Source organism: Deltaproteobacteria bacterium, from assembly GCA_009692615.1.
Lineage (GTDB): Bacteria > Desulfobacterota > Binatia > UBA9968 > UBA9968 > DP-20.
The window spans coordinates 17,178-38,255 of sequence record SHYW01000033.1 but is presented as its reverse complement, the minus strand read 5'-3'; the positions used below and the strand labels follow the sequence as shown (position 1 = coordinate 38,255).

The window sequence follows — 21,078 nt, the reverse complement described above, 5'->3', positions numbered from 1 at the left end:
TCCATGGCCAAGATTGAAATTCGCAACCTCACCAAGACCTACAGCGGCGGCGCGGTGGTGGCGCTGCAGGATATCAATCTAACCGTCGAACCGTTCGAAAGTTTGTGCATTCTCGGACCGAGCGGCTGCGGCAAAACTACGCTCTTGCGCATCATCGATTGTCTGATCGCCCGCGACCATGGCGAAATTTTGATCGACGGCGCTGCCGTCACCGAACCGCGACCGGACGTCGCGATGGTATTCCAACACTTCGGTCTATTTCCATGGAAGCGGCTCGACGAAAACATCGCCTACGGCCTGGAACTCAGAGGCGGCTCTAAGTCCGCCATCGAAGCAACTGTGGCGCGCTATCTCGAACTCATGGGACTCCAAGAATTCGCCAAGTCCTATCCGCACCAACTTTCCGGCGGCATGCAGCAGCGCGCCGGTCTGGCGCGCGCGCTGGCGATCAATCCGTCGCTCATGCTGATGGACGAGCCCTTCGGCGCGCTCGACGCCCAGACCCGCGAGATGATGCAGGAAGAGCTGCTGCGCATTCTCGCAAGCGAAAAAAAGGCGATGATCTTCGTCACCCACAGCATTGACGAAGCGATTCTGCTCGGCGACCGCATCGTCATGATGTCGCGCCGCCCTGGCCGCATTCGGGAAATCATTCCCGTTGAAATTCCGCGGCCGCGTAAAATCATCTCCGTGCGCGCCCATCCGCGCTACATCGAGCTGAGAAACGCGCTGTGGGAAATGCTCATGGGCGATCTCGACGACCAAAAACCGGGGAGCCAAGTAGGATGATCTCTAAGTCGGCCGTACGCATGATCTCGTTGGCCGCGGTGCTATCGCTGTGGGAAATTTACGGCCGGCGCGTCAATCCGATTTTATTTACCTATCCCTCGGCGGTGGCCCGCGCTTTTTTCGAATTGGCCGCCAGCGGCGAACTGTGGAGCTACATGCAGCAGAGTCTGGTGGTGCTCAGCTACGCGACGTTTTTCTCAGTGGTCACTGGCGTCGCGCTCGGCGTCGCCATGGGGCGCTTCAAAATTTTTGAATGGGCCGCCGATGTTTACATCAACGCGCTCTACTCCATGCCGATGGTCGCGGTGGTGCCGCTGATTGTCCTGTGGTTCGGTTTTAAAATTCCCGCGAAAGTAATCATCGTTTTCGCCTTCATGGTATTTCCGGTGCTGCTCAACACCTTTGAAGGCGTCAAAAACGTCGACCGCAATCTCCAAGAAGTCGCCCGCTCGTTTTGTTCCAGCGAAGCGCAACTGTGGCGCCATCTGATCATCCCGTCGGCGATCCCGTTCATCGTCGCCGGCGTGCGCCTCGCCATCGGCCGCGGCCTAGTTGGCATGATCGTCGCCGAGTTTTATACTTCGGTGACCGGCCTGGGCTACATGATCGTGCGCTACGCCAACGCCCTTGAAACCGATAAGCTCTTTGTTCCCATCGTCGTGGTTATGCTATTAGGTGTGGGACTGATGTCGTTGGCCAAATGGGTCGAAGGGCGCATCGCGCCGTGGCGGAACGCCATCGAAAAAGATTAAAGCGAAAATCACAAGGGGGTTCCATGAAAAAATCAAATTGCTTTCTCGTCGCCTGGCTTGTTCTGGCATTTAGTTTTCAACTGGCCGAGGCGCAGAGCAAGCGCAAAGTCGTTTTCGGGGTGCCGGTCACGCCGCCCAACGTCGTGCACATTCCACCCTACGTCGCCAAGGAAATGGGATTTTTCAACGACCTCAATATTGACGTCGAATTGGTCACCTTCGAGGGCGGCACGCAAACCCTGCGCGGCAGCGTCGCCGGCGGACTCGACATCACCGGCACCAGCTCCGATCCGGCGATCATCGCCGCGGCCCGAGGCGCGGGCACCAAAGTCATCGGCACCTATTCGCATAAACTTTCTCAATCGATGTTGGTCCAGGGCGACATTAAAAGCTGCAAGGATCTAAAAGGCCGCAAAATCGGCATCCAGGAGGTGGGCGCGTTCAACGAAGTGATCAGCCGCGCGGTGATGGCGAGCTGCGGTCTCACGCCCAAGGACGTCGACTATGTGCCGGTCAGCACCAAAGGACGCGTCGCCGGACTTCTCGCCAATCAAATCGACACGGCGATTCTCCACGTCGATCAAGCGCTGGTCGCCAAGAAGAAAAAGCCTGAGCTGAATATTCTTGTCAATCTGTGGGAGACTTTGCCCAAGTGGCTCTACGCCGCCTACATCGCGCCGGAAAAAGAGATTAAAGAGAATCGCCAACTCTACGTCGACATCATGACCGCGCTGATCAAAGCCAATCGCTTTATCTACAACAACAAAGCCAAGACCGTCGAGATCGCCGTCAAACACACCCAGCAGGACAGTGAAGCGGTGGCGCAGACCTACGACATTCTCGCCGCCGCCGGCGCCTGGCCGGTCAACGATGGCCTGCCCAAAGACATGGTCGAGTGGACCATCAACCGGCAAGTCGAATTGGCGACGATCAAAGTCGCCGAGAAGCCGAGCTACGAAAAACTCGTCGACATCTCGATCATCGAAGCGGCGATTGCCAAAGCCGGCGGCCGCTTGAAAGGCGACAAACGCTGGGATTGAAAGCTGCGGAACGAAATTAGATTTATACGAGGGCAAGAGCAAAATTCTTGCTCTTTTTTTTATGAGCAAGCGTCGCGATGAAATCGACCACGATGGTGACGATGGCTCGCCCTTTAGCGATCCGGTCATCATTCCCGTCGAAGCTCATATCGATCTCCATCCGTTTCAGCCCAAAGACATCGCCAGCGTCGTCGAAGAATACTTGGAGCAGTGCAAGCAAGCCGGTTTTCGCGAAGTGCGCTTAATCCACGGCAAGGGCAAGGGTGTGCAGCGTAATATCATTCGTGCGCTGCTGGAGAAGCATGGCGATGTCGAAGCGTTTCACGACGCGCCGCTGGAAGCCGGCAGCTGGGGCGCGACGATTGTGATACTCAAAGCGCAGATTTAATTGGCGGTGAAGGGATCTTCGCCCTTCGTGTGGATCAGAATGATCAAAGTGATCGTGACGCCGACGGTGATAAAACTGTCGGCAAGATTGAACGCCGGCCAGTGGTAATCTCCCCAGAAGCAATCGAGAAAATCGATGACCTCGCCGTAAACAACCCGATCGATCAAGTTGCCGATGGCGCCGCCGAGAATAAATGCCAGAGCGGTGATCAGCCAGCGGGCTTCTTCAGCCAAACGTTTGAGCAAGGTGAAAATGAAACCGATGGCGAGCAGTGAAACAACAATTAGAAACGGCCGGCGAAACATTTCAGCGCTACCGGCGAAGATGCCGAAGGCCGCGCCGGTGTTGCGCACATAGGTGAGATTAAAAACTCCGTCGACGATCGGAATCGTCTGATGCAGCGCCATGGCGCGGTCGACGACGATCTTACTCAGCTGATCGAAAACGATAATCGCTACAAGCCAAACGCTAACAACGCGCCACTTCACGCTCAAGCAACCGCTCCGCCGTTGAGCACCGCGGCGCAGCGCGGGCAGGCGGTCGGGTGATTTTTGTCGGCGCCGACTTTGACATCGTACTTCCAACAGCGCTCGCATTTTTCGCCGTCGGCTTTGCTGACTTTGATCAGACAGTTGATCGACGTCGCTTCGTAGCTCGATTCCGCGCCGTTCGAGCTAGCGCTTTCCGTCGAATCGTTGGCCTGAGAAACGATCAACAAATCTTGCAGCCGCGTGCGGTCCGCTTGCATCAAGCCGGGCAGGAGCGACGCTTGTTCGTGGCGATTTTCGAAAACCACTTTAGCGTCGAGCGAATGGCCGATGATGCCGCTGGTGCGCGCTTGTTCGAGCGCTTTTAGAACCTCGCTACGCTCGCGCAAGATGCGATCCCATTTCTCGGCCAGCGCACTATCGGCAAAGCTGGTATCCGGTTCGGGAATTTGCGACAGGAATACACTTTTCGGCGGAGCGGCTGGGTCCGGCAGATATTGCCAAATTTCTTCCGCGGTAAATGATAAAATCGGCGCAATCAAATGCACCAGCACGTCGAGAATCCGGCATAGCGTGGTCTGCGCCGCGCGCCGCGGAACTGACTTAGCGCCTTCGCAGTAGAGCCGGTCTTTGACGATGTCGAGATACTGGGAGCTCAGATCGACGCTGCAAAAATTATTCAAGCTGTGGTAGACGGCGTGAAACTCGCATTTTTCATAGGCTTCGCGGCAGCGCGCCAGCAAATTTTCCGTGCGCTGCAAAATCCACCGGTCCAACTCGTCCAACTCACTGCGCTCGACGCGATCTCTGGCCGGATCGAAATCGTAAAGATTACTGATCAGAAAGCGCGCCGTGTTGCGCACTCGGCGGTAGGCTTCGACTAAGCGATTGAGAATCTCGTCGGAGATTCTGACATCCTCGCGATAATCTTCCGCCGACACCCACAAGCGCAAAATTTCCGCGCCAAACTTTTTGCTGATCTCCTGGGGCGCGATCACGTTGCCCAGCGACTTGGACATTTTTCTGCCCTTGCCGTCCAATGTGAAGCCGTGAGTGAGAACGCTCGCGTAGGGCGCCCGGCCGCGGGTCGCCAGGGAAGTTAACAGCGCGGTATGAAACCAGCCGCGATGTTGGTCGCTGCCTTCGAGATAAAGGTCGGCCCGCCCGCCGAGACGCGGATCCTGTTCAACCACCGCAGCGTAACTGACGCCGGAGTCGAACCAGACATCGAGAATATCTTCCTCGCGGGAAAAATCCTGACCGCCGCATTCGGGACATTTTAAATCCGCCGGCATCAGTTCGTTCACCGGCCGAGTAAACCAAGCGTCCGATCCTTCTTTTTCGAATATCGCCGCGACATGATTGCAAATCTCCTCGGTCAGCAGCGCTTGATTGCATTTCTTGCAGTAGACCGCCGGGATCGGCACGCCCCAGGAACGTTGGCGCGAGATGCACCAATCCGGCCGCGCTTCGAGCATGCCGCGAATCCGATCTCGCCCCCAGGGCGGAATCCACTTCACTTCGTCGATGGCGCGCAGAGCTTGGTCGCGCAGGCCGTTGGTCTCCATGGAGATAAACCACTGCTCAGTGGCGCGAAAGATCACCGGCTTTTTACAGCGCCAGCAGTGCGGGTAGCTGTGCGACAGTTTATCTTCCTTGAGCAGAGCGTTATGCTCAATTAATTTTTGCACGATGCGCGGATCGGCTTTGAACACCGACTCGCCTTGCAAGTCGCCCGCTTCCGCGGTGAATCGACCTTGCGGGTCCACCGGCGCCATCACCGGCAAGCCGTAGCGCATGCCGACTTCGTAGTCTTCTTGGCCATGCCCCGGCGCGATATGCACGCAGCCGGTGCCTTGGTCCTGCGTGACGTAGTCGCCGAGCACGATCTTCGAATCGCGCTCGAGCCAAGGATGGCGACAAACGATGCCTTCAAGCTCAGCACCGGTCCAAGCGGCTGCGCCGATTTCATACTGGCCGGCCGCAAGACCGATCGCCTGCATAACGCTGTCGATCAATTCCTGATTGATGACTAAATTACCTTGCGCGGTTTTCACCAACCGATAGGTAAACTTGGGATGAAGCGCGATCGCCTGATTGGCCGGCAAAGTCCATGGCGTGGTGGTCCAGATGACGAAGTACGTCTTACCATCCGCCTTCATTCTTCCGCCATCGTCATTGACGGCGAACTTAACGTACACCGAAGTCGAAGTATGATCTTCATACTCGACTTCCGCTTCGGCCAACGCCGTCACACACGAGGCGCACCAGTAAACCGGCTTCTTCTTACGATAGAGCGAGCCCGAGGCGACGAACTTGCCCAGCTCGCGCACTTCCTGGGCTTCGTACCGCGGTTCCAGCGTGCGATAAGGTTTGTCCCAATCGCCGAGCACGCCGAGCCGTTTGAACTCGTCGCGCTGAATCGCAATGTACTTTTCCGCATACTCTTTGCAAAGCTGGCGAATTTCCGCCTTGCTCATGGCCAACTTTTTCGCGCGGCCGACGTTCTTCTCGACTTGCAACTCGATGGGCAAGCCATGGCAATCCCAGCCCGGCACATAGGGAGCCGAGTGGCCGGTCATCGCCTGGTATTTTACGATGATGTCTTTGAGAATCTTGTTGAGTGCGTGGCCGATGTGGATGTTGCCGTTGGCGTAGGGCGGGCCGTCGTGCAGAAGAAAGCGCGGCTTGCCTTGATTGGCCTGAAGAATTTGAAAATAAGTTCCGTCTTTATCCCACTTCTCGACCTGTTTGGGTTCGTTCTGCGGCAAGTTGCCGCGCATGGGAAACCCGGTCTTGGGCAGATTCAATGTGTCTTTGTAGTCCATGGCTCACCAGACAGAGATGTAAGACAGAGATTGGAGATAGAGAACGGAGACAGAGACCGCCACACCCTCCGCCTTTCTCTGTCTCAAATCTCTATCTCATTCCTCACTTGTGATGATTCAAACCGCGCACCATGCGCGAGGAGAACATGTCGGCTTTATTCTCAGCGTCGGCCCAAAAAACATAATGGCCGATCTCGTGATAGACCATGCTGATCCAGCGCCGCTCGGTGTTGTACTTGCGCCCCTTTTTCCAGTTCTCCGGATGGACCAGATAAATCTGGCCGTTCTCATAGGTCTTGCCGGCGGTTTTACCCCAATCGATGTATTCAAACCACTCCACGCGGGGATTCTTCAGATGATAAAAGCGGCACAGGGCGGCGATCGCTTTTTTGAAATCCACCGCCTTGTAGTCGTGGAAGAACGCCGACAACAGCCGGTCGATGACTTGACGTTCTCTGATTGGGGGCAAAATCATCCGCATAAGATTTATCCGGCTTCACGATGGTGCCGAATTTTTACCACACAATGGCTGCGATAGGAACAGGCCGGTTTCTGCGCCAAATTTCAGTGCAGTGGCTAAGCGGCTGTTATCGTGTAGATTTATTAACTAACGTAATCCCGCAAAGCGATCGTTCGAAACTCTCGAAACGCTTGCGAGATAAAAAAAAGTATCGTAGATTGGCGTACTTTAGAGCGGCGCCGCCAAGCCAGCGTATCCCAAATTTAATGTTCCAATGGATCACCGGTAAATTCGCTTATTTAAGCACGTGGTTCGGTTTCACAATTGGCTGCGGAATGGCAAAACGATTTCCGCTGACAGCATTCTGGTTAGCGGATCGGTTGGCGGCCATCGCTTATCGTTGTTTTCACGGTTATCGCAAACGCTCGCTAAGAAATATCCGGATCGCCTTTGGCGATCATTTAGCGCCCTCGGCAATTGACTCGACCGCGCGCCGAACGTTACGGAATATTTTTCGTGCTTGTGTCGAACTGGCCGGCGCCGTCGACACGGCCGAGGCGGATATCAAAGCGCCCATCACCCTGATGGGACGAGAAAATCTCGATGCCGCGCTGGCTAAAGGGCATGGCGTCGTGCTGCTCAGCGCCCATCTGGGAAAATTTTTTCCTGCTCGGCAGTCGGCTCACCGTCGAAGGTTACCCAACCGCGGTGCTAATGAACTCGCCGCGCGATCGCGGCTTGGCCGGATTGCTGGATGATTATCGCCTGCGCGTCCGGCAACGAACGATTCATGCCCGCCCCCGGCGCGAAGCGCTACGGGAACTGAGCGCGGTGTTGCGCCAGAACCAAGTGGCGATTGTCATCGCCGACGAGTTTCGCCGAGGCAACGGCATCGCCGTGCGGTTTTTTGGCGGCACCGTGATCGCGCGGCGCGGCCCGGCGACCATTGCCCTACGCACCGGCGCGGCGATCGTGCCGGCCTATTTGGTGCGCCAGGGCGACGACAGTTTGAAACTGATCATTGAGCCGGAGTTGGTTCTCGAACGGAGTGGCAAGGGTAATGCGGCAATTAGCGAGAACACCGCGCGCTTGGTCCAATGGCTTGAACGCACGGTGCGAGCCTATCCGGAACAGTGGAATTGGATGAACGTCCGCCATTGGGCTGAAAGCGACGACAAATCGATTTATGAACCACAACCGCTCCAGCGCGCGGTTTAACTAGACGGAGAAAGGGAAGAACAGTGAAAACCAGCAAGAAAGATCTCGAAGAAATCAAAAAGAAAGTCGCCCTAGGCAACCGCATCATGTTCCACCAAGGCTTGGCCGATTACCACGGCCATGTCAGTGCGCGAATTCCCGGAACAAGAAAATTTTTCATCAAGCCGGTGTTGGCTCCCCTCGGCGAAGTCGCGCCCAAACATATTATCGAAGTCGACATCGACCAATACTTCGAAGTTTGTGAGCAGAACTACGCCAAGGCCGGCAGCAAACGCGCCGTCACCAAAATCAAAAATCCGCCCCGCGAGACCATGATCCACGCGGCAATCTATCACGCTCGGCCGGAAGTGAATTCGGTGGTCCACACACACCAAACCTTGGCCACCGCTTTTTCCGTCGCCGGCACGCCGATCCTGCCGATTTACAATCAGGCCGCGGTGTTCGCGCCGGAAACGCCGATTTTCCCCAGCCCGCGCTTGATCTACACCATGCAAGACGGCAAAGAAATCTGCGCGACGCTAAAAGACCGCATGGCGATGCTGCTCAAGGGCCACGGCGTTGTTGTGGTTGGCGATAGCTTGGAATATGCTACGGTCCACGCGATTTACCTGGAGCGGACGGCCTATATGCAGTTCGTCGCTAGCTGCGTCGGCAAGCCGGAAGTCATGCCGCAAAAAGAGATCGACTACATGAAAGAAAACATGATGTTCCGTTCCTATGACGCTTTCGCTTATTTCCGTTCGCTGCTGCCCAAGGGCGGCCGCTTATAAATTAACCAACAGCCGCAGGAAAACATTCGGAGGAGAGGTCCATGGCCAAACGAGAAGAAGTTGTCGCAAAGGCGGGTAAGAAACCGATTCAAGATCTGCGCGAGTGGCTCGGTGAAGTCGAAGCGCTGGGCGATTTGGTGCGGGTCAAAGATTCGGTCAGCTGCGATGAGGAGATGAGCGCCATCGGTTATCTCGTCGCCAAGCAAAAACCTTCGCCGGCGATCCTGTTCGATAATATTAAAGGCTACGAAAAAAGCTCCTATAAGGCCCAGTCGCTGTGGAACATCCTCGGCCCGAGCATTCCGCGCATCGCGCTCACCATGGAAGAACCGCATGACACACCGATCGTCGAACTGATTCGCCGGGTCAAGGATAAATTGAAAAACCGCATGCCACCGCGCGAAGTGCCCGCGGCGCAAGCGGCGATGTACCAAAATACGCTCACCGGCGACAAAATCGATTTATCGCAGCTGCCAATACCGCGCCATTGGCCTTTAGACGGCGGCCGTTATGCCGGCACCGCCGACTGCGTCATTACTCGCGATCCGGACAGCGGCTACTTGAACGTCGGCACCTACCGCATGATGCTGCAGAGCAAAAACGAATGCGGCCTCTATCTTTCGCCGGGCAAAGACGCGCGCTTGCACATCACGCGCTCATGGCAACAGGGCAAGCCGGTGCAAGTGGCGGCCGCTTGGGGCATCGATCCGCTGTTCATGGTAGTCGGCTCGCAAACTTTTCCGAAAAATGTTTCCGAGTATGAATTTTTGGGCGGCATCAAAGGCGAACCGATTCCCGTGGTCAAAGGCAAGACTACCGATCTGTTGTTGCCGGCCAACGCCGAGTTCATGATCGAAGGTATCATCAAGCCCAATTCGGTGCGCAGCGAAGGTCCCTTCGGTGAATTTCCCGGCTACTATGGCCGGCCGGAAGCGGGTTGTCCGTTGGTCGAAATCACCGCGGTGCACTATCGCAACAATCCGATTCTGACCAATGCTCTAATGGCCGACTATCCGTCCAACGAGCAGAGCGGCTTTTTCTCGATCATTCGCTCGGCACGAATTTGGGACGATCTCGATAAACTCGGCATTCCAGGTATTCAGGGAATCTATGCCCATCCCGCCGGCGCCGGCGGCTTCGGTATGACCGTGATCGCGCTCGAACAGCGCTACGCCGGCCACGCGGCGCAAGCACTGGCATTGGCGGCGCAAGTTCCCGGCGGCGCTTATTACACGAAATGGATCATCGCGGTTGATGAAGATGTTGACCCCACCGACATGGATCAAGTGATTTGGGCCATGAGCAGCCGCTGCAATCCCATCGACGACATCGATATTTTGCGCAACACTTGGTCCACCTGGCTCGATCCGACCCAGAATCCACCGGAGAAGCGCCCTTACGGTTCGAAAGCGCTGATCAACGCTTGCAAAGAACATCGCTACCTGCCGGTTTTTTCCAAGCGCACCGCACTGCGCAAAGAGATGTACGACAAGGTCGCCGGCGAATGGAAGAAACTCGGTCTACCGGGACAGATTCCCCAGGTCAGAGCGTTCGAAGAGAAAAAAGAAGTGGTCTACCACGAGGTCGGCGGCTTCGAACCGGGCCTGCAGCCAGGTGAAGTAGAGAAGAAGAAGTAAGCGCCACAAGCGTACGCATTCGTCATTATTTTCCATCGGGGGAGGTCGTCTTATTTTAAGAGCAACGGCCTCCCCCTCAACGCCGCCAGCCGCTACTTCTTCCTTCAGCAACAGATTTTATAAATTTACGGACTGGAAAGTTTAGAAACTCGCATGCGATTTTTTTATTACTAGACAACAAAACGTTCAAAAAAAGTGCCACACGATCAAGAGATAGCAATCATTAGAATATCAAGGTCACGGTAATCGTGTCGCTGAAGCTGCCCTTACTGACATTTTGTCCCGCCGGGATGCGGCCGAAGATTGGCACGCTGAGGTCGGTGTTATTGGCTTGTGGGTTGCCGATGAAAAAGCTTTGCGTACCGCCGGTGCCGTCGCCCCAAATCGCCGTGCGTGCCGCATCCCGATAGAGATTATAAAAAAGTTGTTCGGAGCCCTTAATCATGCGCCGCGTGGCAAAGGTTGCTCCGCCGCCACGGCTCAATGTGATCGTGATGTTGTGATCGCTGCCCGCACAGCGATAGATCACCGCACCGGCGGTATCCAAAGGCGTCAAGCTAATCGGATCGTAGGTGCCAAAAGCGATGGATGCGCCGCGAAGAGTACAGGCCGCCTGAGCCGATTTTATCGGCAACACCAGCCCGAGCACGACTAACACCGTGAGAAATAATTTTCGCCGGTTTATCATCGCATCCAGTTCATTGCGTTACACATCGGAGGGTTCCAAGCTCAATCGACTCATCGTTGCTGGCCGGGATTTGCAGCGCGAAGTCGCAAGTCAGATTCTTGGTGTCGATTTGCGCTTGATAACGGCCGCTTGTGAGATTCTCGAAATAAAATTCTCCGTCGTTGCCCAAGGGTGATTCGCTGCTTTGGCCTTGTCCAGTCACGGTCAGCTGACCGTATTTTGGAATCGTTATCTTACCGCCGCTCTCGATCACGGTTTTGCCGAGCACGCGCTGAATGCGCAGGGCGGGAAATTCAACCACGGCGCCGCCGCGGTAGGGCGCGGATACGATTTTGTCGGTGGCTTCAACGTTATAGTTGAAGGGTAGATCTTTCTTGGAGATTCCCAAATTGTTGCCGTAGTAAGAAAGTAGATTGGGCACGAACAGCCGGCCGTTGGCGTCGGTGCTGCCCACTTCGAGATTGTTCAAGTAACCTTTGACGCCGGCCAGGCCGGGAACTTTGATCAACGCGAAACTGTCTTGCACTGGCCGGGTGAACTGCACGCCGCCGTCGATCAATGCCAATCCGCCCGCCGCGCTCAAGCGCGAGCCGTTCTGGCCGTCGAGCCGATTGTAGTTGGCTTCATAGCGGCCGAAGGAGGTTTGATATTGAAAAACGCTATCGAGATCGCCTTGGCTCGTCGCTTGTAAACCGTAACCGTAACCTGGTCCGATGGGTAAACTCTTGCGAAAATCCAAGGTGCCTTTTCCCTTGGTGTCGTCGTCGTGTTGAAAGGACACCGCGCCGCCGACTTCGCCGAGGTTGAAGCTTAGTCCGGCATTAAGTCCCAGTGAATGGCGGCCGCCTTTTAGATCGAAGCTGGTGCCGGTTATGAAAGTTAGATTCTGTGTCAAGCGCGTTCCTGTAAACCATTGAGCGCGATGCTCCATGCCATTCTGAGCAGAATCTGCGAAGGCGTACCGAAGATTAATAGTTGTCTGATCGGTGACCGGAAAGGCGACATAAACCCCTGACTCCAACCACGAACGCGCTTTCTTGTAACTCAAGCTGGTGGTCGCGTAACTTTCGCTCTGCACTTTGACCGAGCTGCCCAAACTAAATCGCCGGTCGATGTAGCTGTAGCCGAGAAATGCTGCGCCGCCAGGGCGGCCATGTTCGTTACTCGCGGCCGTGGTAACTTCCATCTCACCCACCGGCAACAAGAACGAAACGCTCGGTCCGCCACTCACCAAACTACGTCCGCCTTCCATCCGCACACCAGCGGTGACGGCGTCGGAAAAGCCATAGCGATGATGGCCGAGAAACACCGGTGAATCGTAGCTCCAACTTTTGTTGGCAAGATCGTCCCGGCGCGAGCCGACGTTGTAACTGAAATCGTGCAGGCGGGGCTTGAGCAATCCAGACGTGAAATAAAAAAATTGCGATCCTAATTCTCTCTCGCGGCCGAAGGCATCGCGAATCACGAAACGAGCATTGTTGCTGCCCGTCGGCACCGGCAGATCGTTCAGTTGAAACTGTCCCGGCGGTAACGGCACACGGCGCACGAGCCGGCCGTTGGCGTAAACGTCGAGCGTCGACGGCGTCGCCACCGCGCCAGAATAATTTAGGCCTGGATTGCGTATGAAGTAGGGGTCGAGTCCGAATTCACGATAATAACTCAGGCCGCCCATAGTGATGCTGCTGCCGAGAAAGTCGGAGTTGACTAGACGGTCGCCGATCATCGTGCGCACGTTGACGTTGCGGTCGCTAAGTGTAACGTTGGTCAAGCCGCGCACGATATCGCCATTCAATTTCCGCGACACGCTGTTGTAGACCAGCGCATTTTTCACGGTCAAGCCGATCTCGCTGAAGGCGCTGACCTTTTTGAAATCGTTGGCGTTGACCGCGTAGTTGACAAAGGCGCTGGTGTCCTCACGATGTTCCAGTTTTGCCGGCCGGTAATCGCGACCACTCAAGACATGGGCGCCAAATACTTCCGGCACCAGCGTAAGATCGAAGGAAAGATCGCTGTCATTGATACCAAACGTTAAAGATGGCGCCAACGAACGCAACGAGACGTAACTTTCGCCGGCGATGGTTTCCTTTCGGCCGTCGATCACAACCATGCCCACCGACTGTAAATCTTTCACCCGCGCGAGCACGTCCTCACCGCGCAGAATGACATCCGCTTCGCCCTTACTTTCAGCGTTGACGCGAAATTCTAAAATCGCCCGCTGTTCGGTTGCTAGCGGCGGCGCGGTCGTTGGCGCCGCGGGAGTAGCGATGGCGATTTGCGTTTCCGCGGAATTTGGCCTGGAGGTCAAAGCTAGAGTAAGCGCCGAAGAATCAAGCGAGTAACTGATTTGGCCGGTAAGCGATTTGAGTGAAACATATCTTTCACCGCGGATCGCCTCAGTTTGCGCCGACTCTGCGTTAACGCTTAGAGCCGTCAAATCGCGTAGGCGCACGAGGATTTCTTGGCCGCGCAATATCACGTTGATATCGCCCCTCCTTTTGCCGTCCATTTTTAAAGCCAAGCGCGCCGGTCGCAGGACTTGCAACGATTTCTTCTCGATGATCGGTGTGCTGTCGCTGGGCGGTAGCTCCAGCGCCGGTGTTTTAGCAGCGAGCTGTGAATTTACCGGCGGCGGTTTTAACGTCAGTCGCAAACTGAGATCCGTTGCGTTGAGTTCATAGGACAAGGCGCGGTTCATCGATTTAAGCGAAACATGCTCGACGCCAAGAATGGTTTCGACCCGCCCACCGAACGAATCGATGTTTGCCGCTTTAAGATCGGTGAGACGTGCCAAGATATCTTCACCACGAAATACCACTTCGATAGTGCCAAATCGTTTCTGATCGACGCGCAACTCTAGTCGCGCCCGCTGCTCAGCGCTCAATACAAGGCTGGGCATCAGCGCCATCGCGATCATCACCAAGGCTATCCAGAGTCGGCGCAACATTTAGGATCTACAAAAATTTGCCCATCGATTGGCCTTAGCGCGCGCACGACCCAGCAGGCACGGAGACGGTCTCTTTGAACGGTTGCGGATCCATGTCCACTTCAACAGTTAGATCCTTAATTTTGCCGCACTCGGATTTCGCTACGTCGAGACGATACTCCCGTTGGCCGCCGGCAAGGATGTACCAGCCGGGAATTTTGCGATCGAGCTGAACACTGCCGTCGGTCCCCGTACCTTTAATGCGCAGTTCGCGCGGTTGTATGTGGATGTTACCGTAGTTTCTAATATCAAAAGTTACGCTCGTTCCGCGCAGCGCGATGCGCTCGATCAAATTTTTGACTTCCGCTTTTGCCGGTTTGATGAAGATCGGAATGCTCATCCTGGTCACGATGCGCACCCCGGCGCCTTGCAGTTTGGTGTTTGACGGCAATTCTTCAACGATAATGCGATAGCTTTGTTCATTGAGGACGATGCTGTTTTTGTTGCCGACGCGAAGATTGCGTTGCGCGCCGGGCTCCACCGTGAGCAACGTCGGATAGAAAATAATGTCGTCGGTGGGTTGAGGACCATTTCGCCTTCCTTACTTTGATCCCAGGCCATCACGCTCACTTGCAGGCGCAGCTTCTCGTCACCGTCATTGCGCACTGTCATTAACGCGCTCGACTCATTGGGCTGAAAGGTGACGCGAATTGGCGACACTTCAAACGACGCCGCGAGTCCAAAAGGGGTGGACGCTAATGCGACGAATGCCAAAGCGAAAGCTATGGTGGATCGCCGTCGGAACCAGACAGGTTGCATTTACTTCCTCCAAGAAATTTACTCGCCATTGAGGCGAAGCCGGAGCCGTAACGGCAGTGATTGAACACCAACTGTAACGATTGAGCAGATTATGTGCCAAACCCGTCTCGGGTTGAGTAAGGTCTTGAATTTCAACTGGATGTAGAGCGGAGAATTGAGCTAGTCAGCGACTTTATTGTTCACGCTTAGATGGCAATGGCCGTTTTTGGCCATTATCTGCATCGAGGCGCTATTAAGAAGAATTATCCTCCTTGGTTATCGGGCGTCTTAAGGAGGGAGCGATAAGAAATCGCAGGCTATTCAAAAAAGCGAAAAAGGCGGCGCGCCCAGAATTAACTGAGCGCCCGCCTCTCTCCATGCAGTGAGAGAAGAATTTATTAATAGGTGACGTTGAAGCTCGATGTCCCGGTATAACTACCCGTGGTGACATCCTGCAAAGCCGGAATGCGTCCGAAAAAGTTTACCGTATGGTCGGCGTTGCTTGTCGAACTATAAGTTACGGTGCCGAAAGCAGTAGCACGGCTAGCGTCCTGAAAAAACGAATGGGTTAGGTTGTCCGTACCATTAGTCATCACGGTGGGTGTGGTGAGTGTAATACTTGCTGTCGTCCCCTTGGTGCATTTAATCACGGCTGATCCTGAACCGGTGTCGAGATCGGTGGCGACGGTCGGATCGTAAACGCCAAACGCATAGGTCGCCGGACCCGTCTTGATCGTACACTTATCGTTCACCGTCGCCGTCACCGAAAATGTGCTGCTCACCGTGGTTGCCGCCAGCAAAGGGTTGGCTGTAAATGCCATCGCACCAACTGCCAACGCTGCCAAAACAATGCGAGATTTTTTCATCGAGAACCTCCGTTAAAGAATTTAGTGATAATGCCGATACGCAGAGTACATGCCAAAGCAACGGCGTGACGCGATTCTGCACATGAATTACCGTACTGAGGAGAAGCATCGCTAGAATGCCAAATTCAGATTAATTATTTGTGCGATGATGGGAGAAGAGAATTGCGATTGTGACGAATCTCGTCACTTGTGGGTGCATGGATCGATTGCAGCGAGCAATAAAGAATTAATCGATCAGAATTTCGCCCCAGCGGTGAGCTCACAAACTGGAGCATTCTAAGCGACTCTACGAGCAGCAGGCGCCTCTTGTCACAGCTAAGACAAGCTCAGTAGAGACCTATCAACGTTAGAAGCAATTTGAGTGTAAAGTCGCTATCGAGTCGCGATAGAAGAACGCCCCGTCGCGTGGGAACGCGTCAGGGCCATTCTGTGATGTTTTGCGTGCCCGGAATTGGCTCTGAGAAAAAAGCGTAAAACTAACTGATCGCTTCTTCGCCCCGCTCGTTGGTGCGGATGCGAATGACATCTTCGACATCGGAGACGAAAATTTTTCCGTCGCCGATCTTGCCGGTCTGCGCCGAGTCGAGAATCGCCTCGACAATCTTCGGCGTCATCTCTTCCGAGGCGAGAATTTCAATCTTGACCTTGGGCAAAAAGTCCACCGTGTACTCGGCGCCACGATAAAGTTCGGTGTGACCTTTTTGGCGCCCAAAGCCTTTAACCTCAGTGATCGTCATACCGGTAATTCCAACCGAGGTCAGTTTTTGTTTCACTTCGTCGAGTTTGAACGGCTTAATGATCGCTTCGATTTTTTTCATCGCTTCCCCCTAGTTTTAGATTGGGGTGCGGCCGCTGGTCACGCCAGCGGCCGCAGTTGCTATTTAAATATCGAAATAGAGAGCGAACTCCCAAGGATGGGGACGCAGCCGGATGGCATCAACTTCATGCTTGCGCTTGTACTCCAGCCAGGTCTCGATGACGTCCTTGGTGAACACGTCGCCCTTGAGCAGGAAGTCATGATCCTTCTCCAAGGCGTCCAACGCTTGGTCCAGCGACCCCGGCATCGATTTCACCTTGGCCGCTTCTTCGGGCTCTAACTCATACAAGTTCTTGTCGATCGGTTTGGGCGGCTCGATCTTGTTTCTGATCCCGTCCAACCCCGCCATCATCATCGCTGGAAACGCCAGGTACGGATTGGCGCTTGGATCGGGGGTTCTGAACTCTAACCGTTTGGCTTTCTCACTGGTGGAATACATCGGGATGCGCACGCAGGCGCTGCGGTTTCTTGCCGAGTAGACCAAGTTGATCGGCGCTTCGTAGCCGGGAACCAGTCGGCGATAGGAATTGGTCGTCGGCGCGATAAACGCGCACAGCGCGTGGGCGTGCTTGAGTAGGCCGCCGATGTAGTAGCGAGCGGTCTCGCTGATCAGGCCGTAGCCCTTCTTGTCGTAGAATATGTTCTTGCCGGCCTTCCACAGGCTCTGGTGGCAGTGCATGCCGGAACCATTGTCTTGGAACAGCGGCTTGGGCATGCAGGTGACAACCTTGCCTCTTTGTTTGGCGGTGTTCTTGACGACATACTTATACAGCAACACCTTGTCGGCCATCCGGGTCATGGTGTCAAAGCGCATGTCGATCTCGGTCTGGCCGGCGGTGGCGACTTCGTGGTGATGGACTTCTATCTTGATGCCGCATTTCTCTAAGTTCAAGACCATCTGGGAGCGCAGGTCTTGGTACTGATCCATGGGCGGCACGGGATAGTAGCCTTCTTTGTATCTGATCTTGTTGCCTAGGTTGGGGGCGCCAGCGCCGGAGTTCCAGAACCCTTCGCTGGAGTCGATGTGGTAGTAACCTTCGTGGTGGTTCTGGTCGAACCGAATGCTGTCAAAGATGAAGAATTCGATCTCGGGGCCCCAGTAGCTGATGTCGGCGAGGCCGGTGGACTTTAAATATTTCTCGGCTTTCTGAGTTATATATCTTGGATCGCGGGAGTAGGGCTGACGGGTGATCGCGTCCAATACGTTGCAGACGAAGCTCAACGTGGGGTGTTCGCTAAACGGGTCCATCATGGCGGTGTCGGCATCGGGGATGAGAATCATGTCGGATTCGTTGATGCTCTGAAATCCACGAATACTCGATCCATCGAAACCCAGCCCCTGTTCGAACTTGTCGGCGTCGAAATCCGTCGCCGGTATCGAAAAGTGCTGCCACAATCCCGGTACGTCGATAAACTTGAAATCGACGATCTCTACCTTATTCTTCTTCGCCATCTCTAGGGCGTCTTTGACTGACATTTGGCTTTGCTCCTCTCCTTAATGGGTGAATATAATTTGAAGTCGCAATTCAGTTATCACATTCTTTTGTTTAGAACTAGTCCTTGGAACCGATCGTTTACTCGTAGGCGCGCTCATTATGTTGGGTCAAATCCAAGCCCATGCGCTCTTCATCGTTGGCGACGCGCAGACCCATGGTTGCTTTCAAAATTCCCAGAATGACGACAGTCATAACCATCGCAAAAACAATGGTCACGATGACAGTCACGAACTGAATCCAAAGCTGTCCGGGGTTGCCAAAAAATAGTCCGTCGTTGCCAGCCGCATTGATCGCTTTCGACGCGAATAGTCCGGTCGCCAACGCGCCCCACGTCCCGCCGACGCCGTGCACCCCGACAACGTCGAGCGAATCGTCGTAGCCGAACTTTGGTTTGAGGCTGCAAGCAATGGAGCAAAGCACGCCGCCAACCGCGCCAATCACCAGCGCTGACATTGGACTGACGAAGCCTGCACCTGGCGTGATCGCGACCAAGCCAGCGACCGCGCCGCTAGCCGCGCCAAGCATGGTTGGTTTGCCGCGTAGCCAGTCCATCGCCATCCAGGCAAGCGCCGCCGCCGCGGTGGCCACATGAGTCGCGACAAAAGCCGAAGTCGCCAAGCCATCGGCCGCCAGCGCGCTGCCGGCGTTGAAGCCAAACCAACCAACCCAAAGAAGGCCGGCGCCGATGACACTGAACGGGAGATTATGCGGCGGCATCGCTTCTTGACCGTAATTGATGCGCCGGCCAAACATGATCGCAGCTACGAACGCCGACGCGCCCGAGCTGATATGCACCACTGTGCCGCCAGCGAAATCCAACGCGCCCATCTCGCGCATCCAGCCTTTAACGCCCCAAACCCAATGTGCGAGAGGATCGTAAACCAGGCTCGACCATAGGAGCATGAACACCAGAAACGTACTGAACTTGGCCCGTTCGGCGATCGCGCCAGTGATCAACGCCGGCGTGATGACGGCGAACATCATCTGATAAACCATGAAAGTCATATGGGGAATAGTGGCAGCGTAATCCGCGTTGGGCTCTACGCCGACGCCATTCAAACCAACCCAGGCGAGAGAACCGAATAAGCCGCCAATGTCAGGTCCAAAGGCCACGGAGTAGCCCCACAACACCCATTGAACGGTGACGACACCGACCAGGATGAAGCTTTGCATGATGGTGGCGAGAACATTCTTGCTGCGTACCAAGCCGCCATAGAAGAGAAACAATCCGGGAATCGTCATCATCAACACCAGCGCGGTCGAGGTGAGCATCCACGCGTTGTCAGCTTTGTCGATCTTCGCGGGCGCCGCGGTGGGAGGCGGAGTTGTTGCTGCTGGAGCATTCACAGCAGGTAGCGCAGCGGCGGGAGCCGTAGGCTCTTGGGCGCTAACCGAAACGGCAAATTGACAAAACATTAATAGCGCTAAAAGAAACATCGCCAAGTAACCCAGTTTTTGTGGCTTCACAAACCAACCTCCTCGTTTGTTGCAAGATAATTAGGCGTTCAAAGCTTGAAAACAGCCCTTCGCACGGACCAAAGCAACGCTTATGCCACAAAAACAATTTCTCTGTCTAGCTAATTTTAAAAGAATTTTGCAGCACAGTGTCGGAAATCGAAAAAACTGGTGCTTACAAAAAAGGCGAATGCCTAGTGAGCGGGCAATAGGTTTTTTACCGAGTGATCAGAGTTAGAAATATATTTTTGGCGGCGGGGTGCGCTAGCGCAAAGCGTCACGATGTAATGCGCAACAAGTCACCGAGCTTCGACACATCGTCGAGCTTTTCCAAGTTGGCCACGGTATCGACGAGCCGGGCCAATTTGAGCGGTGATAAAATTCCTCGGGTCAACTGGCGCGCCTTATCTTCGACTGCCGCGCCGGTCATGGGATTGAGCGGCGTGCCTTTGAAGTGGATTACCAACTTTGAATGGCGCTGTTTGTTGCCCAGCGCGACGGTCACCCGCGCCGCGCGGTCCCAACCTTTGGCTTCGATCTCGTGGTCGACTTTAAGGCGGACCTTGCGCATCAGCGCGACAATTTTTTTGTCCCTGAGTTTTTGTTCGGTGATATTGGCCGGATCGGTGGGATCGAAAAAAACGCTCAAGGCGACGCAGAAGGGAATGCTGTATTGCGCCATCATCAAATCGCTGGGCTGATAATTGCCATGGTGTGTCACTAACTTTTCGATACCGCCGATTTCGATCTCGCGAATGTCCTCGGGCTTGAATTTGAATTCAGCGCGCAGGGCTTGCAACGCTTCGATAGGCGCGTGGGCATTGATATGAACCGCACAGCGCTTGATGCAGATATTCATGCTTTCCCACACTCGCCCCAAACGATAAGTGAGATAATCGAGTTTGGGCGAATCGGAAAAGCTCTGGCAAAAACCGAACTTGCCTTCGAGCACGCTCTCCGGTCCGGCAAAACCGCGCGCCGCCAATTGCGCCGCTGTGACGCCGCCTTCGCCGGCCTTGCCGAGATGGAGCCGTTTGATCATGGCGCCTTCCTGACAGCGGGAAAATTCAATGAGGCCAGCGGAATAGGAACCGGCGATGCCTAAAGCATTGACCAACTTTTTCTCGTTCAACCCCAACAATCTGCCCGCCGCTACGGCGGCGCCGAAGGTGCCGGTCAATCCCGGCGCGTGAAAACCTCTACGCTCGAGAGAATTTCCTGCGGCCACGCCGATGCGCGACATCACTTCGCAGCCGGCGACGAAAGCCGTGAGCAACGCCTTACCGTCCGCCTTGGTTTGTTCAGCCACGGCAAATGCGGGCAAAAAACCCGTCGCGCCGGGATGCACACCGGCGCCCGGCTGGCGCACGTTGTCGAGCTCGAAGGCGTGGGCCATGGTGCCGTTTGCCAACACTGCGCGCTCTGCCGGCGCCTTGTGCTTGCTGCCGAATACCGTGGAGTTGCCCTTGGCCCCAGAAGCGAGAACGAAACCGCTGACCATTTTGCTCCACGGCTTGGTCGAGCCGTAGAGCGACACCGCCAAGGTATCGAGCATGCAGTCCTTAGCGCGGGCAATGACTTCACTGGGAATCTGTCGGAACTTTAACTCGTGCGCATAGCGCGCCAGCTTTTGAGTTTCATTCATAAGCGAAACTTGCTGATTGG

19 protein-coding genes are annotated in these 21,078 nt (G+C 55.1%); 8 read left to right on the top strand and 11 right to left on the bottom strand.

Annotated elements, in window-relative coordinates:
- Nucleotides 1-3: 3 nt before the first annotated feature.
- From EXR70_10235 to EXR70_10220, 4 genes are all read left to right on the top strand, one after another.
- Nucleotides 4-789, top strand: a complete 786-nt coding sequence (locus EXR70_10235) for an ABC transporter ATP-binding protein (protein MSP38856.1) — start codon at nt 4-6, stop codon at nt 787-789.
- A complete protein-coding gene (locus tag EXR70_10230; GenBank protein MSP38855.1) occupies nt 786-1,541 on the top strand; it encodes an ABC transporter permease in 756 nt (251 codons plus the stop codon). The genes EXR70_10235 and EXR70_10230 overlap by 4 nt, the downstream gene beginning before the upstream one ends.
- Entirely contained in the window at nt 1,490-2,581 is a 1,092-nt protein-coding gene (locus tag EXR70_10225) for an ABC transporter substrate-binding protein (protein MSP38854.1), read from the top strand. Before EXR70_10230 ends, EXR70_10225 begins: the two co-directional genes overlap by 52 nt.
- A 61-nt stretch (nt 2,582-2,642) precedes the next feature.
- Nucleotides 2,643-2,969 (top strand): DNA mismatch repair protein MutS, encoded by a 327-nt coding sequence (locus EXR70_10220; GenBank protein ID MSP38853.1) that lies wholly within the window; start codon nt 2,643-2,645, stop codon nt 2,967-2,969.
- Here EXR70_10220 and lspA read toward each other — a convergent pair.
- The 3 genes from lspA to EXR70_10205 all read right to left on the bottom strand — a co-directional run bounded on the left by lspA (nt 2,966) and on the right by EXR70_10205 (nt 6,760).
- The gene (gene lspA / locus EXR70_10215) at nt 2,966-3,565 is read right to left on the bottom strand and encodes a signal peptidase II (GenBank protein ID MSP38852.1); all 600 of its coding nucleotides are present in this window, start codon (nt 3,563-3,565) and stop codon (nt 2,966-2,968) included. The two genes, EXR70_10220 and lspA, sit on opposite strands and share 4 nt — an antisense overlap.
- Nucleotides 3,460-6,285: an isoleucine--tRNA ligase gene (locus EXR70_10210; protein MSP38851.1), complete on the bottom strand. Its 2,826-nt coding sequence runs from the start codon at nt 6,283-6,285 to the stop codon at nt 3,460-3,462. The genes lspA and EXR70_10210 overlap by 106 nt, the downstream gene beginning before the upstream one ends.
- 103 nt (nt 6,286-6,388) lie before the next feature.
- Nucleotides 6,389-6,760, bottom strand: coding sequence for a hypothetical protein (locus EXR70_10205; protein ID MSP38850.1), 372 nt, complete (start codon nt 6,758-6,760; stop codon nt 6,389-6,391).
- A gap of 26 nt (nt 6,761-6,786) precedes the next feature.
- Between EXR70_10205 and EXR70_10200 the strand changes: the two genes are divergently transcribed.
- From EXR70_10200 to EXR70_10185, 4 genes are read left to right on the top strand one after another with little or no spacing between them, the layout of a single operon-like run.
- Complete coding sequence (locus tag EXR70_10200; GenBank protein MSP38849.1) at nt 6,787-7,503, top strand: hypothetical protein; 717 nt, start codon at nt 6,787-6,789, stop codon at nt 7,501-7,503.
- Nucleotides 7,349-7,963, top strand: a complete 615-nt coding sequence (locus tag EXR70_10195) for a hypothetical protein (protein MSP38848.1) — start codon at nt 7,349-7,351, stop codon at nt 7,961-7,963. Before EXR70_10200 ends, EXR70_10195 begins: the two co-directional genes overlap by 155 nt.
- Nucleotides 7,964-7,986: 23 nt before the next feature.
- Nucleotides 7,987-8,733, top strand: a complete 747-nt coding sequence (locus EXR70_10190; protein MSP38847.1) for a class II aldolase/adducin family protein — start codon at nt 7,987-7,989, stop codon at nt 8,731-8,733.
- Nucleotides 8,734-8,774: 41 nt separating this feature from the next.
- On the top strand, nt 8,775-10,370 hold the full coding sequence (locus EXR70_10185) for a UbiD family decarboxylase (protein ID MSP38846.1): 1,596 nt from the start codon (nt 8,775-8,777) through the stop codon (nt 10,368-10,370).
- Nucleotides 10,371-10,593: 223 nt separating this feature from the next.
- Here EXR70_10185 and EXR70_10180 read toward each other — a convergent pair whose 3' ends face one another.
- The 8 genes from EXR70_10180 to EXR70_10145 form a co-directional block, all read right to left on the bottom strand.
- On the bottom strand, nt 10,594-11,058 hold the full coding sequence (locus EXR70_10180) for an SCPU domain-containing protein (protein MSP38845.1): 465 nt from the start codon (nt 11,056-11,058) through the stop codon (nt 10,594-10,596).
- A 10-nt stretch (nt 11,059-11,068) separates the two neighbouring features.
- On the bottom strand, nt 11,069-14,002 hold the full coding sequence (locus EXR70_10175) for a fimbrial biogenesis outer membrane usher protein (protein MSP38844.1): 2,934 nt from the start codon (nt 14,000-14,002) through the stop codon (nt 11,069-11,071).
- A gap of 34 nt (nt 14,003-14,036) precedes the next feature.
- The gene (locus tag EXR70_10170; protein ID MSP38843.1) at nt 14,037-14,549 is read right to left on the bottom strand and encodes a hypothetical protein; all 513 of its coding nucleotides are present in this window, start codon (nt 14,547-14,549) and stop codon (nt 14,037-14,039) included.
- A 628-nt stretch (nt 14,550-15,177) separates the two neighbouring features.
- Nucleotides 15,178-15,645 (bottom strand): hypothetical protein, encoded by a 468-nt coding sequence (locus EXR70_10165; protein ID MSP38842.1) that lies wholly within the window; start codon nt 15,643-15,645, stop codon nt 15,178-15,180.
- A gap of 476 nt (nt 15,646-16,121) precedes the next feature.
- Nucleotides 16,122-16,463, bottom strand: a complete 342-nt coding sequence (locus EXR70_10160) for a P-II family nitrogen regulator (protein MSP38841.1) — start codon at nt 16,461-16,463, stop codon at nt 16,122-16,124.
- A 63-nt stretch (nt 16,464-16,526) separates the two neighbouring features.
- Nucleotides 16,527-17,939, bottom strand: a complete 1,413-nt coding sequence (gene glnA, locus EXR70_10155) for a type I glutamate--ammonia ligase (GenBank protein ID MSP38840.1) — start codon at nt 17,937-17,939, stop codon at nt 16,527-16,529.
- Between the two features lie 97 nt (nt 17,940-18,036).
- The gene (locus tag EXR70_10150) at nt 18,037-19,374 is read right to left on the bottom strand and encodes an ammonium transporter (GenBank protein MSP38839.1); all 1,338 of its coding nucleotides are present in this window, start codon (nt 19,372-19,374) and stop codon (nt 18,037-18,039) included.
- Nucleotides 19,375-19,690: 316 nt separating this feature from the next.
- The gene (locus tag EXR70_10145) at nt 19,691-21,058 is read right to left on the bottom strand and encodes an MmgE/PrpD family protein (GenBank protein MSP38838.1); all 1,368 of its coding nucleotides are present in this window, start codon (nt 21,056-21,058) and stop codon (nt 19,691-19,693) included.
- Nucleotides 21,059-21,078 lie beyond the last annotated feature (20 nt).

What these genes read in the sequence shown, in the direction of transcription:
- EXR70_10235 (MSP38856.1), top strand. Translation starts at nt 4, where the DNA reads ATGGCCAAGATTGAAATTCGCAACCTCACCAAGACCTACAGCGGCGGC.
- EXR70_10230 (MSP38855.1), top strand. Translation starts at nt 786, where the DNA reads ATGATCTCTAAGTCGGCCGTACGCATGATCTCGTTGGCCGCGGTGCTA.
- EXR70_10225 (MSP38854.1), top strand. Translation starts at nt 1,490, where the DNA reads ATGGGTCGAAGGGCGCATCGCGCCGTGGCGGAACGCCATCGAAAAAGA.
- EXR70_10220 (MSP38853.1), top strand. Translation starts at nt 2,643, where the DNA reads ATGAGCAAGCGTCGCGATGAAATCGACCACGATGGTGACGATGGCTCG.
- lspA (MSP38852.1), bottom strand. Translation starts at nt 3,565, where the DNA reads ATGCGAGCGCTGTTGGAAGTACGATGTCAAAGTCGGCGCCGACAAAAA.
- EXR70_10210 (MSP38851.1), bottom strand. Translation starts at nt 6,285, where the DNA reads ATGGACTACAAAGACACATTGAATCTGCCCAAGACCGGGTTTCCCATG.
- EXR70_10205 (MSP38850.1), bottom strand. Translation starts at nt 6,760, where the DNA reads ATGATTTTGCCCCCAATCAGAGAACGTCAAGTCATCGACCGGCTGTTG.
- EXR70_10200 (MSP38849.1), top strand. Translation starts at nt 6,787, where the DNA reads ATGGTGCCGAATTTTTACCACACAATGGCTGCGATAGGAACAGGCCGG.
- EXR70_10195 (MSP38848.1), top strand. Translation starts at nt 7,349, where the DNA reads ATGCCGCGCTGGCTAAAGGGCATGGCGTCGTGCTGCTCAGCGCCCATC.
- EXR70_10185 (MSP38846.1), top strand. Translation starts at nt 8,775, where the DNA reads ATGGCCAAACGAGAAGAAGTTGTCGCAAAGGCGGGTAAGAAACCGATT.
- EXR70_10180 (MSP38845.1), bottom strand. Translation starts at nt 11,058, where the DNA reads ATGATAAACCGGCGAAAATTATTTCTCACGGTGTTAGTCGTGCTCGGG.
- EXR70_10175 (MSP38844.1), bottom strand. Translation starts at nt 14,002, where the DNA reads ATGTTGCGCCGACTCTGGATAGCCTTGGTGATGATCGCGATGGCGCTG.
- EXR70_10165 (MSP38842.1), bottom strand. Translation starts at nt 15,645, where the DNA reads ATGAAAAAATCTCGCATTGTTTTGGCAGCGTTGGCAGTTGGTGCGATG.
- EXR70_10160 (MSP38841.1), bottom strand. Translation starts at nt 16,463, where the DNA reads ATGAAAAAAATCGAAGCGATCATTAAGCCGTTCAAACTCGACGAAGTG.
- glnA (MSP38840.1), bottom strand. Translation starts at nt 17,939, where the DNA reads ATGTCAGTCAAAGACGCCCTAGAGATGGCGAAGAAGAATAAGGTAGAG.
- EXR70_10150 (MSP38839.1), bottom strand. Translation starts at nt 19,374, where the DNA reads ATGTTTTGTCAATTTGCCGTTTCGGTTAGCGCCCAAGAGCCTACGGCT.
- EXR70_10145 (MSP38838.1), bottom strand. Translation starts at nt 21,058, where the DNA reads ATGAATGAAACTCAAAAGCTGGCGCGCTATGCGCACGAGTTAAAGTTC.